At 58.4% G+C, this 13,706-nt stretch carries 10 protein-coding genes; 3 read left to right on the top strand and 7 right to left on the bottom strand.

The genetic code is table 11. The annotated features are described in order from the left end of the window. Positions 1–136: 136 nt before the first annotated feature. The 3 genes from betA to betI are packed head-to-tail and all read right to left on the bottom strand — an operon-like array spanning position 137 to position 3,888. The gene (gene betA, locus AB6V08_RS21780; RefSeq protein WP_368544877.1) at positions 137–1,801 is read right to left on the bottom strand and encodes a choline dehydrogenase; all 1,665 of its coding nucleotides are present in this window, start codon (positions 1,799–1,801) and stop codon (positions 137–139) included. A gap of 13 nt (positions 1,802–1,814) precedes the next feature. Continuing rightward, positions 1,815–3,287 (bottom strand): betaine-aldehyde dehydrogenase, encoded by a 1,473-nt coding sequence (gene betB / locus AB6V08_RS21775; RefSeq protein WP_368544876.1) that lies wholly within the window; start codon positions 3,285–3,287, stop codon positions 1,815–1,817. A 13-nt stretch (positions 3,288–3,300) separates the two neighbouring features. After that, positions 3,301–3,888 (bottom strand): transcriptional regulator BetI, encoded by a 588-nt coding sequence (gene betI / locus AB6V08_RS21770; RefSeq protein ID WP_368544878.1) that lies wholly within the window; start codon positions 3,886–3,888, stop codon positions 3,301–3,303. 128 nt (positions 3,889–4,016) lie between these two features. Here betI and betT point away from each other — a divergent pair, with 128 nt between their 5' ends. Next, entirely contained in the window at positions 4,017–6,050 is a 2,034-nt protein-coding gene (gene betT / locus AB6V08_RS21765; protein ID WP_368544875.1) for a choline BCCT transporter BetT, read from the top strand. 120 nt (positions 6,051–6,170) lie between these two features. Here betT and AB6V08_RS21760 read toward each other — a convergent pair whose 3' ends face one another. Then, positions 6,171–7,865: a thiamine pyrophosphate-binding protein gene (locus tag AB6V08_RS21760; RefSeq protein ID WP_368544874.1), complete on the bottom strand. Its 1,695-nt coding sequence runs from the start codon at positions 7,863–7,865 to the stop codon at positions 6,171–6,173. A gap of 33 nt (positions 7,866–7,898) precedes the next feature. Then, a complete protein-coding gene (locus tag AB6V08_RS21755; protein ID WP_368544873.1) occupies positions 7,899–8,639 on the bottom strand; it encodes an SDR family oxidoreductase in 741 nt (246 codons plus the stop codon). Positions 8,640–9,074: 435 nt separating this feature from the next. Here AB6V08_RS21755 and AB6V08_RS21750 point away from each other — a divergent pair, with 435 nt between their 5' ends. Further along, entirely contained in the window at positions 9,075–9,476 is a 402-nt protein-coding gene (locus AB6V08_RS21750) for a type II toxin-antitoxin system RelE/ParE family toxin (RefSeq protein ID WP_368544872.1), read from the top strand. Then, on the top strand, positions 9,463–9,747 hold the full coding sequence (nadS, locus tag AB6V08_RS21745) for a NadS family protein (RefSeq protein ID WP_368544871.1): 285 nt from the start codon (positions 9,463–9,465) through the stop codon (positions 9,745–9,747). The genes AB6V08_RS21750 and nadS overlap by 14 nt, the downstream gene beginning before the upstream one ends. A 214-nt stretch (positions 9,748–9,961) precedes the next feature. On the opposite strand, the gene entD is transcribed toward nadS, so the two are convergent. Continuing rightward, the gene (gene entD / locus AB6V08_RS21740; RefSeq protein WP_368544870.1) at positions 9,962–10,618 is read right to left on the bottom strand and encodes an enterobactin synthase subunit EntD; all 657 of its coding nucleotides are present in this window, start codon (positions 10,616–10,618) and stop codon (positions 9,962–9,964) included. Between the two features lie 640 nt (positions 10,619–11,258). Next, positions 11,259–13,505 (bottom strand): TonB-dependent siderophore receptor, encoded by a 2,247-nt coding sequence (locus AB6V08_RS21735; RefSeq protein WP_368544869.1) that lies wholly within the window; start codon positions 13,503–13,505, stop codon positions 11,259–11,261. Positions 13,506–13,706: the final 201 nt, after the last annotated feature.

The following is a 13,706-nucleotide window of genomic DNA, read 5'->3' as shown; positions in this document are numbered from 1 at the left end:
AGGGAGGCGGCGGTGAGCCTCCCTGACACGTTCACAAGTATTGTGGTGACAGAGAAGCAGGGAACGTAAGGTGAACGGAACAACCGCCAGAGCCGTATGTTCCCCTCACCCCAACCCTCTCCCGAAGGGAGAGGGATCAGTTTCGAACTGGAGCCCCACTCGCCACATAATACGCCGCCGTACTTTTCGCCAGCGGCTCGCGTCCGCGGATCGCGTCGGCGATCTTCTCGCCAATCATGATGGTGGTGGCGTTCAGGTTGCCGGTGATGATCTGCGGCATAATCGACGCATCCACCACGCGCAGCCCTTCCAGTCCGTGAACGCGGCCCTCGCCATCGACCACCGCCATCTCGTCAAAGCCCATTTTACAGGTGCCGCACGGGTGGAAGGCGGTTTCGGCGTGGTTACGCACGAACTCGTCCAGCTGCTCGTCGGTCTGGCAGTCGATGCCCGGGCTTATCTCGCGACCGCGATATTTGTCCAGCGCCGGCTGATGCATGATCTCGCGGGTGATGCGGATCGCGTCGCGGAACTCCTGCCAGTCCTGTTCGTGAGACATATAGTTAAACAGGATCGCCGGATGCTGGTGCGGATCGCGGGACTTGATGCGCACGTGTCCGCGGCTCGGGGAACGCATGGAGCCGACGTGGCACTGGAAGCCGTGCTCTTTCACCGCGTTCGAGCCGTTGTAGTTAATCGCCACCGGCAGGAAGTGGTACTGAATGTTCGGCCACTCGAACTCCTCGCGGCTGCGGATAAACCCGCCCGCTTCGAAGTGGTTGCTCGCGCCCACGCCGGTGCCGCCAAACAGCCACTCGGCGCCAATCTTCGGCTGGTTCCACCACTGCAGGGCAGGGTAGAGGGAGACCGGCTCTTTGCATTCGTACTGGAGGTACATCTCCAGGTGATCCTGCAGGTTTTCGCCCACGCCGGGCAGGTCGTGTACCAGAGGAATATCAAACTGCTTCAGCAGCTGCGCGTTGCCCACGCCGGAGCGCTGCAGGATCTGCGGGGAGGCAATTGCGCCTGCGCACAGCAGCACCTCTTTCTTCGCCGTTGCTGTTGATGGGATTGTGCTTTCGCCTTCCAGCCACTCGACGCCCACCGCGCGTTTGCCGTCAAAGATAATACGATCGGTCATGGCGTGGGTGCGGATGGTCAGGTTCGGGCGGGATTTCGCCTGGTCCAGATAGCCGCGCGCGGTGCTGGCGCGTCGGCCCTGCGGCGTGACCGTCCTGTCCATCGGGCCGAAGCCCTCCTGCTGATAGCCGTTAAGATCGTCGGTGCGCGGATACCCCGCCTGCACGCCCGCTTCCACCATCGCCTCAAACAGCGGGTTCACCCCCGGTTTGGAGGTGGTGACGCTCACCGGGCCGTTGCTGCCGTGGTAGTCGTTTGCGCCGATATCGCGGGTTTCCGCCTTGCGGTAGTAGGGCAGGCAGTTGAGATAGCTCCAGTGCTCAAGGCCGGACGCTTTCGCCCAGTTGTCCAGATCCAACGCGTTGCCGCGGATGTAGCACATGCCGTTGATCAGCGACGAGCCGCCCAGCCCTTTGCCGCGTCCGCACTCCATGCGGCGGTTGTTCATGTGCGGCTCCGGCTCGGTTTCATACGCCCAGTTGTAGCGCTTGCCCTGCAACGGGAACGCCAGCGCCGCGGGCATCTGGGTGCGGAAGTCAAAGCGGTAATCCGGCCCGCCCGCCTCGAGCAGCAGCACGCTGGTGTTGGGATCTTCGGTCAGTCGCGTTGCCAGTACGTTGCCGGCAGAGCCGGCGCCAATAATGATGTAGTCAAATTGCAAATAAACCTCCCGGTCAGAATATGGACTGGAATTTACCCATCTCAACCTGGATGGACTTCACCTGGGTGTAACTCTGGAGCGTCATCACGCCGTTCTCGCGGCCGATGCCGGAGTGTTTGTAGCCGCCAACCGGCATCTCTGCGGCGGATTCACCCCAGGTGTTGATCCAGCAGATGCCCGCTTCAAGCTGATGAATGGCGCCGTGGGCGCGGTTCAGATCGGCGGTGACGATGCCCGCGGCCAGACCGTAGTCGGTCGCGTTGGCGCGGCGAATCGCTTCCTCATCGGTGTCGTAGGTGAGGATGGACATCACCGGGCCGAAGATCTCTTCGCGCACGATGGTCATCTCGTCGGTGCAGTCGGTGAACACGGTCGGCGCCACCCACGCGCCGCTATCAAAGCCTTCGCCCTTCAGCACGTCGCCGCCGCAGAGCACGCGCGCGCCTTCCGCTTTGCCTTTGGCGATGTAGCGCAGCACGCTGTCGCGGTGCGGGAAGCTGACCATCGGGCCGAAGTTGGTGTTTTCATCGAACAGATCCCCCGCGCGAATGCGGCCCACGCGCTCGACGATTTTCTGCTCAAACGCGGCCTTGAACTTAGCCGGAACGAACACGCGGGTGCCGTTTGTGCACACCTGGCCGGAGCTGAAGAAGTTCGCCATCATGGCGATGTCCGCCGCGAGATCGAGGTCGGCATCGTCAAAAACAATCAGCGGAGATTTGCCGCCCAGCTCCATCGTCACCTCTTTAAGGGACGAGGCCGCCGAGTTCGCCATCACCTTTTTGCCGCTGGCGACGCCGCCGGTGAAGGAGACTTTCGCGATGCCCGGATGCTCGGTCAGGTACTGGCCGGTCTCCGCGCCCACGCCCGGCAGGACGTTAAACACGCCGTCCGGCAGGCCCGCTTCGGTGTAGATCTCCGCAAGCTTCAGGGCGGTGAGCGGGGTCACTTCGCTCGGCTTGAAGATCATGGCGTTGCCCGCCGCCAGCGCTGGAGCGGATTTCCACAGGGCGATCTGGATCGGGTAGTTCCACGCGCCGATGCCCGCCACCACGCCCAGCGGCTCGCGGCGGGTGTAGACGAATGAGGTGTCGCGCAGCGGGATCTGGCTGCCTTCCAGCGCCGGGATCAGCCCCGCGTAATACTCCAGCACGTCCGCGCCGGTAACGATGTCGACGGTGGAGGTTTCGGAATACGCTTTACCGGTGTCGAGGGTTTCCAGCTTTGCCAGCTCGTCGTTACGCTCGCGCAGAATATCGACCGCGCGACGCAGGATGCGCGAGCGCTCCATGGCGGTCATCGCCGCCCAGATTTTTTGCCCGCGCGTGGCGCTCTCTACGGCGCGATCGACATCCTCGCGCCCGGCGGCCTGCACGCTCGCCAGAACTTCGCCGTTGGCCGGGTTGATGGTCTCGAAGGTGCGACCGCTGGTGGCCGATGTATAACCACCATTGATATAAAGCTGCTGTTCTGCCATTCGGGACATAAATTCTCCTCGGTTATTCGGTCGGTAAATGCTGGCTAATAAAGTGGCTGGTGAGCGACTGGGCAAGGTTCTTGTCCAGCGGTTTTCCGCTCAGCGCGGCGCGCAGCCAGAGCCCGTCAATCAGCGCCGCGAGCCCGTAGCCCGCCTCCTGTGCCTGCTCGCGCGGCAGCTCGCGGCGGAATTCATATACCAGGTTCGACAGCAGGCGGCGGCTGCTCACCTGCTGCAAACGATAGAGCATCGGCTGGTGCATGCTGCTCGCCCAGAAGGCCAGCCAGGCCTTCATCGCCGCGCTGCTTACCTGGGTTTCATCGAAGTTGCCGCCGACGATAGCCTGCAAACGCTGTTCGGCGCTGCCCTTCGGCAGGGCGTGTAAGCGGCTCAGCACCGCATCGCGCAGCTGGCCGGTGATATCGCGCATGGTGGCTTCCAGCAGGCCGTTTTTATCTTTGAAGTAGTGGCTGATGATCCCCGTAGACACCCCGGCCCGACGGGCGATCTGCGCGATGGTCGCATCGTGCATTCCCACTTCATTAATTGCTTCCAGCGTGGCGTCGATTAGCTGCCTGCGCCGGATCGGCTGCATCCCCACTTTGGGCATTTTTGCCACTCCATTCATCAGCGTTGGTTATACATTAAAGCGGTTTTTGATTGGACGTTCAATATAAAATGTGTCTTAATTGTTGCGGATTTGGATTTCAATAGTTACAAAAACAGTGGGGATACTGGATGACAGACCTTTCACAAGACAGAGAAAAAGACAAAATCAATCCGGTGGTTTTTTACACGGCCGCCGGGCTGATTTTGTTGTTTTCCCTGACGACGATCTTCTTTCGCGATTTTTCGGCCGAGTGGATTGGGCGCACCCTGGACTGGGTGTCGAAGACCTTCGGCTGGTACTACCTGCTGGCGGCGACGCTCTACATCGTCTTTGTCGTCTGCATTGCCTGCTCGCGCTTTGGCTCGGTAAAGCTCGGGCCCGAGCAGTCAAAACCCGAATTCAGCCTGCTGAGCTGGGCGGCGATGCTGTTTGCCGCCGGGATCGGCATCGACCTGATGTTCTTCTCCGTGGCTGAGCCGGTCACGCAGTATATGCAGCCTCCGGAAGGGGCGGGGCAGACGATGGAGGCCGCGCGTCAGGCGATGGTCTGGACGCTGTTCCACTACGGCTTAACCGGCTGGTCGATGTACGCCCTGATGGGCATGGCCCTCGGATACTTTAGCTATCGTTATAATTTGCCCCTCACGATCCGCTCCGCGCTGTACCCGATTTTCGGCAAAAAGATCAACGGGCCGATTGGCCACAGCGTGGATATCGCGGCGGTGATTGGCACCATCTTCGGGATTGCCACCACGCTCGGGATTGGCGTGGTGCAGCTTAACTACGGCCTGAGCGTGCTGTTTGATATTCCGGATTCGATGGCGGCGAAAGCGGCGCTGATTGCGCTGTCGGTGATTATCGCCACCATTTCGGTGACCTCCGGCGTGGATAAGGGCATCCGCGTGCTTTCCGAGCTGAACGTGGCGCTGGCGCTGGGGCTGATCCTGTTCGTGCTGTTCATGGGCGACACCTCGTTCCTGCTCAACGCCTTAGTGCTGAACGTGGGCGATTACGTGAACCGCTTTATGGGCATGACGCTCAACAGCTTCGCCTTCGACCGTCCTGTGGAGTGGATGAATAGCTGGACGCTGTTCTTCTGGGCGTGGTGGGTGGCGTGGTCGCCGTTTGTCGGCCTGTTCCTGGCGCGTATTTCCCGCGGGCGCACCATCCGCCAGTTTGTGCTGGGCACGCTGATTATTCCGTTCACCTTTACCCTGCTGTGGCTGTCGATTTTCGGCAACAGCGCGCTGCACGAGATCATCCACGGCAACGCGACTTTCGCCCAGGAGGCGATGGCGCACCCGGAGCGCGGCTTCTACAGCCTGCTGGCGCAGTATCCGGCGTTTACCTTTAGTGCGTCCGTGGCGACTATTACCGGCCTGCTGTTCTACGTTACCTCGGCGGATTCCGGCGCGCTGGTGCTGGGTAACTTCACCTCGAAGCTGAAGGACATCAACAGCGACGCGCCCAACTGGCTGCGCATCTTCTGGTCCGTCGCCATCGGCCTGCTGACGCTCGGTATGCTGATGACCAACGGTATTTCCGCCCTGCAAAACACCACGGTGATCATGGGTCTGCCGTTCAGCTTTGTGATCTTCTTCGTGATGGCGGGGCTGTATAAATCGCTCAAGGTCGAAGACTACCGCCGCGAAAGTGCCAGCCGCGACACCGCGCCGCGACCGCTGGGCGCGCAGGACAGGCTGAGCTGGAAAAAACGCCTGTCGCGCCTGATGAACTACCCCGGCACGCGCTACACCAAACAGATGATGGAAACGGTCTGCTTCCCCGCCATGGAAGAGGTGGCGCAAGAGCTTAAGCTGCGCGGCGCCTACGTGGAGCTGAAAAACCTGCCGCCGGACGAGGGCGATAGTCTGGGGCACCTTGATCTGCTGGTGCACATGGGCGATGAGCAGAACTTCGTCTACCAGATCTGGCCGCAGCAGTACTCGGTGCCCGGGTTTACCTACCGCGCCCGAAGCGGGAAGTCGACCTACTATCGTCTGGAAACCTTCCTGCTGGAGGGAAGCCAGGGCAACGATCTGATGGATTACAGCAAGGAGCAGGTGATCACCGATATTCTCGACCAGTATGAGCGGCACCTGAACTTCATCCATCTGCACAGGGAAGCGCCGGGAAATAGCGTGATGTTTCCCGATGTTTGAGGGCTGAAAGCGGTTTTGCCGCCTTGTGCCGGTTGAGGGTTTGCGTTACCCGGCCTGCAAAACGCGTCGCAGGGTGAAGCCGGTCGGTCTGTTATGTGTAGGTTACAGCGAAGCGTGCGGCTAATCGGCGGAGATCGCGATTTCAATGAGGTTGGTCTTCCCTGACTGGAGCCCCTGGGTCACCGCGGCGGCGATATCCGCCGCCTGCGTCACCCGGGTGCAGCGAACGCCCATCGCGGTGGCCAGCGCCTGGAAATCGATATGCGGGTTAATCAGATCCATGCCGATAAAGCGTCCCAGCTTTGTCGAACTGTAGTGCGATTGCCCCTTCATAAAGTTTTTCAGGATGTTGTATTCGCAGTTATTCATCACGATAAAGGTGACGGGCAGATCCTCGTGCGCCGCCGTCCACAGCGCCTGCGGAGAGTAGAGGGACGCGCCGTCGCCAATCAGGCACACCACCGGCTCGCGACCGATCCCCAGCGAATGCCCTACCGCCGCCGGCATACCCCAGCCCAACCCGCCGCCGCGCATAAAGTAGTAGCGCGGGTGCTGCCTGTCGGAGATAAACCTGCGCACGTGCCGCGCCGTGGCGATCGCCTCATCGACGATGGTCGTACCCGGCGGAATGGCCCTGATGACCTCGTAAGCCGCCACCATCGGTGAAATTTCCGGGCTCAGGCGCTCCGCTGCCAGACGCGCTTCCTGCTCCTGCCACTCTTTTTCCCGCTCGCTGAGCGCCTCGGTCAGCAACCGCTGGCGGCGCACGTGGTTCGCCACCAGGCGTTGTTCCAGCTGCGGCACCAGCGCGTTCAGGGAGAGTTTAATATCGCCCATCACCGAGAGCCGCGTGGCGTAGGTGCGCCCCAGCTCGTTCATGTCGGCAGAGAGCTGGTACACCGCGCAGGTGTCCGGAATGGCTTCCCCTTCGCTGTACAAAATGGTGATTAAGCTTCTGCCGCCAATGATAAACACCGCGTCATAGGCGTTAACAATGCCAGCGATTTCATTCGCGGTGGTGGGCATGTTGCCGCGCCAGAGCGCATGCTGGGTGGGGAAGGGGAGGTTCAGCGGCCAGGACGAGCCGTAAACGTGCGCGCCCAGCGTCTCCGCCAGCCGGACGATCTCCTGCGTCGAGCCGCTGGAGTGAACCTCATCCCCGGCGACAATCATTACCCGGCCCGGCTCCACCTGGCTCAGGGCTTGAGCCAGTTCGTCCAGCGAGCCCGCAACGGAGTGATAGTCCACACGGGACGGCGTATGGATCCCCGCGTCGCTGATTTCCTCCATTACGTTCATCGGCAGCGAAAGCAGAACCGGTCCGGCGGGCGGGTAGCTGGCGGCGTGAAAGGCGCGGCGCACCAGCACCGGCAGCTGATCGGCACTGGTCACCTCCTGCGCCCATTTCACCACCGGCGCACCGATGGACACGATGTCGTCATACAGCAGCGGATCGCGCACGTAGTGGCGGGTGTCCTGCTGCCCGACGGTGACGACCAGCGGGGTTTTCATAATTCGCGAGTTGATTAAGTTGCCCATACCGTGGCCGAGACCGCTGGCGGTGTGCAAATTAATAAAGCCGGTTTTGCCGGACGCTTTTGCATAGCCGTCCGCAATGGCCACGACGCTACTTTCCTGAAGCGCCAGAATATAGTGAATATCTTCGTGCCGGAGCAGGGCATCAATAAGCGGGAGTTCAGTGGTGCCGGGATTGCCAAATATATATTCCACGCCTTCGCTTTCGAGTACCTCAAGAAGAATATCGGCCCCGGAACGCATATTTAAATCTGATAAGGACGTTAATGATTTAATCATAACCACACCTCATTCAGCGTTAATTAAGTCCTGCTAAAATTCTTCCTGCGTTGGACGAACAACAATTTCATTTACATCCACATCGCCAGGCTGTTCGATAGCAAAGAGTACGGCGCGGGCAATGGCGTCCGCCGGAATGGCCTGCTTATAAAATTCATGCAAAAAAGTTTTGCTCGGCTCGTCCGAGCTGCCGAACTGAAGCTCGCTTTCAACCGCCCCCGGGGAGATGAGCGTGGTGCGGATGGTCTTGCCCGCCTCCACGCGTAGCCCCTCGCTCAGGGCGCGAACGGCGAATTTGGTCGCGCTGTAAACCACCCCGCCGGGGGCCAGAACCTTGATGCCCGCCACGGACGCCACGTTGATAAAATGGCCGCTGCCCTGGCGCTTAAACACCGGCAATGCCGCCGCCACGCCGTACAGCACGCCCTTGAGGTTGGTATCGATCATGCGATCCCACTCGTCGGTTTTGAGCTCGCTAAGGGGGGCAATCGCCATAAATCCGGCGTTGTTAATCAGCACATCCACGCGCTGATACTCGGCCACGGCGGCATCCACTGCGTGCTGCACCTCGTCCTGGCGGGTGACGTCGGCCTTAACGGCAATGGCCCGTCCACCTTCCTGAATGATCCGATCCACCAGGGCGTTAATCCGCTCGAGGCGGCGCGCAACCAGCACCAGCGAATAGGATTTTTTTGCTAAATACAGGGCAATGGCTTCACCGATACCGCTGCTGGCGCCGGTGATAACGACAACGGGGTTTGCAATATTATTCATGATGTTATCTCACGGTTGTGTAACTCAAAAATAAAATGCGCGGAAGAATTAAAGAATAATGACAGATTCTTTAATTCTCGGTTTAAATATATTGTATATTTCGAATGGAATGACATTCAGTTAAAACTTACGGGATAGGTTGAGGAACTGTCAATAGAGGTGCAATTAATTAAATTAATTGCGGTGCTAATATTTAATTCTTATATGTAAAAGTTAATATTAGCGTAGTGATATATCACTATTAAATGGCTCTTTTTTGGAAAGGACGCTATCGCGCGCGTGATTCCGCTATCTAAATGAAATCTGAAAAACTGCTTTTAACTGGTTTTATATACAGGTAGGTGGCGAGATAATGTTCAGGAGTGAGTAAAATAGCCGCGGAAGCCAGATGCGAAGGCATTCAGGCTATTGCTTCTATTAGGGAAGGAACCATGAATGAGTCATGCGATAGAGTTTATCGAAACGTCAAATTTCACACGACAAATTAAAAGCATTGCTACGGATGATGAATTAAAGGAATTGCAAAGAGAACTTATTGCGTGGCCGGATAAAGGAGACTTAATCCGGCATACGGGCGGCGTGCGAAAAATCAGAATGGCTGTGGGCTCAAAAGGAAAGAGAGGCGGAGCCAGAGTGATCTACTTTCTTGCCACCGCTGAGACGATCTACTTCCTCATGGCTTACCCTAAAAACAGTAAAGATAACCTGACTGAGGCGGAAAAAGCGGAGCTTAAACAGCTCACGGCAATTCTCACCAATGCCGCTTCCAATCGTACAAATGAAAGGTGTACTATGTACTCCATTAGTGAGAAGGAGGTGGATCATGAGCATCTTTAATGAACTGAAATCTTCCCTCGAAGAGGCGGTGGAGATTCAGAGCGGGAAACGAGCGCCTTCAAGGGTGACGCGCTATGACGTCGCAGACGTCAGGGCGATAAGGGAACAGCTTAATGTTACGCAAAGTGAAATGGCAAAGGCGCTGGGCACAAGCGTTGACACGATCAAAAGCTGGGAATCAAAACGGCGCAACCCAACGGGACTGGCGGCCAAAGTACTGAATGCGATTCGCGAAAACCCGGCGTTTTACCGTGCGCTGGCGGGGCAATGAACAGCCGAACTGATGCTATTGCAGGAAAGATAAGCGAACCGCTGCCTGGTGTGTTCGCAATATCATTAATTATTCTTTGGTTATATTTTCAAATATTACCCGTTTCTCGTAATTATTATTTCAATTAAAAGCTAAGAGAGCTTCCCCCTGAATTATCGCCAAATTTTAATTCAGGGTAACTGCTGGTACGTAAGCAAATCGCCTAACCCGCGCGTTATGCCACAATCAGCGTACAAACGCGCCCGTCAACCCTCTGCCAGTCGAGGGTAAAACACGTCCCCTCGTCAAACTCGCCAAAGGACTGCGTCAGGGCCAGCGTCAGGCGGTGTTCCTCAATATGCGTCACGCGCGCGGCATCAAACCCCATATAGGTTTTTACCTGCGGGAAGAGGGCTTTAAACAGGCTCTCTTTGGCGCTGAACGCCAGCGTCAGGGCCAGGGCGAACGGGTAGCCTGACCGGGTAAGCAGGGGCTCTTCCAGGGCATCAATCACGCCATCTTTGATTTCCCGGGCTTCTTCTGCGGGCAGTATGGCTTCGCAGTCGATACCGATGAGGGCATCACGGCGAGCAACGGCAATGGCCATCGCCAGCGTGCCGCTGTGGGTGATGCTGCCGGAAACGCCCGCTGGCCACAGCGGTTCACCACTCGGGCCGATGCCGGGAACGGCGCGGACGTCCAGAGCGTTAAGCGCGTGCGCCGCGGCGATGCGCCCGGCAAGATGGTCGGCTTTACGCTTGCGTCCGGCGTGAGCAAGCTCCGCGTGGTGGGGGAGCCACAGGAGATCGGCGTCGGTAAAGCCTGAGGGATCGAAGGCGATGCAATGAACGGCGTGGCGGGCAAGAAGGCGCGTGGAGTAGGTTATGTGCATGATTTTCCTTTAAGAAATTGTGCGGCCTGGCGCCTTCACTTCGGTCCTCTCCTGCAGGGCTGAGGGATCCCCCGTAATTTCCATCTCATGATGCGATGAGAATTTATCATAATAATACTGGTTACAGCGGCACCCTGTTCCGGCTGAAAATCGCTGAAGCGTTTATGGAAGGCCGGGGCGATGTGCGGCGAGGTGCTTTATAGCGATGCTGCTGGGGAGGCGTGCGGTCTGATGCCCTCACCCTAGCCCTCTCCCACGGGGAGAGGGAATCGACCGAGCGAAGCGTTATTAATGCGATTCCATTGCCTGCATAGAAGATAATCTTAAAGCGACGCCCCGTCCGGCTGAAAATCGCCGAAGCGTTTACGGAAGGCCGGGGCGACGCGCATGGATGCGCGGCGAGGGCGGGTTTACAGGGACGTTACCTCCGCCCGTCCCCGATAAGCCTGGAGCAAACGCTAAGGGCACCGCGAAGCGGCGATTTTCTTGCCGGGAGCCCGGGTGGTCAGGGCGGTGGCGACTGAGCCGCCCTGACACGTTCACACGTATTGTGGTGAAAGAGAAGCAGGGAACGTGAGGTGAACGGAACGCCCACCAGAGCCGTATATTCCCCTCACCCTAACCAAAAACATGCTTCACCTTAGAAGTGCGTATTCACGCTCATGAACCAGGTGCGACCCGGCTCATTATACGTATAGGCTCCGGCACCGTACATATAAGCACCAGTCGTGGCGTTACCGGTGGTCTGGGCATTGCCCGCGCGCCACTGGCGTTTGTCGAAGACGTTATCCACGCCGCCGGTCAGGCTGACGTTTTTCGTCACGTCCCAGGTCGCGCTCAGGCCAACGATGCTGTACGGGCTAACTTCGTCTTTCTCAGACCCGCTAACCGGCTGACCCTTGTAGTTATACTTCTTCGGCTGCTGCTTGCCGTACCAGGTGAAGGTCGATTGCAGCGACACATCCTGCTGTACCTGCCAGCTCAGGGTTGAGTTCAGCGTGTACTCAGGAATGATCGACAGACGATCGCCGGTCTCCTTGTTCTTGCTTTGCAGCATATAGGTGATGTTGTTGGTCCAGTTGATGCTGTCGCTTACCGGAACGTTCAGCGTTCCTTCAAGACCTTCCACCACCGCTTTTGGCACGTTCTCCCACTGGTAAATATCGGTCTGCACTTTACCGGTAGAGGTATGGCCGACCGGCGCATAGCCCGCTTCAATTTTGTCGCGGTAGTCGTTACGGAACCAGGTCACGCCCGCCAGCCAGCCGTCGTGTTTCCACTCCAGGCCAATCTCTTTATTGATGCTGGTTTCGGCTTTCAGATCGTCGTTACCCAGCATGTAACAGCCCACGCCGTCGCTGCTGGCGTAGCAGCCCTGGCCTTTGCTGTACAGCAGGTAGTTCGGGTTGGTCTGATACAGGCTCGGTGCTTTGTACGCCCGCGCGATGCCCATTTTCAGGGTGAAATCATCTCCCAGACCCTGGGACAGGTTCAGGGACGGGCTCCAGTTGTTGCCGACAATCGTGTGATGGTCGAAGCGCAGCGCCGGGGTCAGCATGGTGCTGTCGGTCAGCTCCATGTTGTTCTCGGCAAACAGCGAGAAAATCTCAGCCTGAGAGTAAGGGCTGCGGTCGTCGCTCATGCCCGGAATGGCGCCGCCCTGCTGGGTCTGGGTGTAGGAGGTGGAATCCTTCATGCGCTGCTGGTTCCACTCGGTGCCCAGCGTCAGGTTCTGGTTGACGAGGAAATCGATCGGCAGGTTGATTTCACTGTGCAGCATCACGTCTGCCAGGTCGGTGTCGGTGAATTTGTTGCTGTTGAACAACCCTTCCAGACCGCCCGCCAGGCCTTCGCCCAGGCGCGAGTTGCGCGTGTGTTCGTATTGCGCCCAGTTGCTGGTGGTGATGCCGTTATCCCAGCCGCCGTTCCAGGTTACGGCGAAGTTCTGACGGTAGATGCGGTTCGTCTCTTTACCGTAATTCTTCTTCACCAGCGCGTTGTCGTTGTTGGTGTTCTGCGTATCGCCCGCGTAGAGGTTGTTCTGGCGGCTGTAGCCCGCCTCAAACTCCAGGGACTGCATCGGCGCAAAGTCCCAGCGCACCACGCCGTTGATGTCTTTGTTTTCCACGCCTTCGCGACCGGACGGCAGGGTGTTCGCATAGGCACCGGTACGTTCAGACTGATGTCCCTGGTTGATGTCCCACGCATCGGCCTGGGTTTTATCGAGGTTGCCGTACATGCGGAAGCTGAAATCGCCCCCCAGCGGGCCGCTCAGGCTAAAGTTGGTGCGCTTGGTGGAACCCTCGTCCTTGTGCTCTGGCGCATTCAGGTACGTGTTCCAGGAACCATGCCACTGGTCGTCGAATTTCTTGGTGATGATGTTCACCACGCCGCCCGCCGCACCGTTACCGTAGCGCGCGGCCGCCGGGCCGCGGATCACTTCGATGCGCTCGATCATCTCGGGTGGCACCCAGCCGGTATCGCCGCGGGTATCGCGCTCGCCGCGCCAGCCCAGACGGATGGAGTTACGGCTGGTGACGGGCTTGCCGTCAATCAGGATCAGGGTGTTTTCCGGGCCCATGCCGCGAATGTCAATCTGACGGTTGTTTCCGCGCTGGCCGCTGGTGGAGTTACCGGTCAGGTTAACCCCCGGCATGGTACGGATGATTTCAGCCACGTCGCGGGCGGGAGGATTTTTACGGATTTCATCGGCGGTAATGGTCGATACGCCGGGCGCCTGTAAGTTCTGCTGGGCAGCAGTGATCACCATTGTATCTTCATGCTGCGCCGTCGTTCCGGCGGTGTTGTCGTCTGCCAGGGCAGGCAGCGCGACGCCGTAAATCCCTAAGTTGACCAGCAAGGCCAGGGAGTGAATCTTCTTATTCATTGTACGTCCTGCTTTTCATGCCGCATCCTCCTGGCTCCATTCCCGAAAGGGAGAGGAGGCGGCTTGTTGTCACCCGCAATTGCGTAAGCAGCCCTGTCCTCGAGCGCACACAATACGTGGCATGGTTATTTTATGAGCGCGCTTCCCACAGCGCGGGCACTACGCTATTGCAAATGCAAATAGTTATCAATAATATTATCA

This window comes from Enterobacter soli (assembly GCF_964208575.1).
Classification (GTDB): domain Bacteria; phylum Pseudomonadota; class Gammaproteobacteria; order Enterobacterales; family Enterobacteriaceae; genus Enterobacter; species Enterobacter soli_A.
This window is presented reverse-complemented; position numbering and strand designations above follow the sequence as displayed.

Coding starts and splice junctions, on each gene's coding strand:
- betB (WP_368544876.1), bottom strand. CDS start 3,287: ATGTCCCGAATGGCAGAACAGCAGCTTTATATCAATGGTGGTTATACA.
- betI (WP_368544878.1), bottom strand. CDS start 3,888: ATGCCCAAAGTGGGGATGCAGCCGATCCGGCGCAGGCAGCTAATCGAC.
- betT (WP_368544875.1), top strand. CDS start 4,017: ATGACAGACCTTTCACAAGACAGAGAAAAAGACAAAATCAATCCGGTG.
- AB6V08_RS21760 (WP_368544874.1), bottom strand. CDS start 7,865: ATGATTAAATCATTAACGTCCTTATCAGATTTAAATATGCGTTCCGGG.
- AB6V08_RS21755 (WP_368544873.1), bottom strand. CDS start 8,639: ATGAATAATATTGCAAACCCCGTTGTCGTTATCACCGGCGCCAGCAGC.
- AB6V08_RS21750 (WP_368544872.1), top strand. CDS start 9,075: ATGAGTCATGCGATAGAGTTTATCGAAACGTCAAATTTCACACGACAA.
- nadS (WP_368544871.1), top strand. CDS start 9,463: ATGAGCATCTTTAATGAACTGAAATCTTCCCTCGAAGAGGCGGTGGAG.
- entD (WP_368544870.1), bottom strand. CDS start 10,618: ATGCACATAACCTACTCCACGCGCCTTCTTGCCCGCCACGCCGTTCAT.
- AB6V08_RS21735 (WP_368544869.1), bottom strand. CDS start 13,505: ATGAATAAGAAGATTCACTCCCTGGCCTTGCTGGTCAACTTAGGGATT.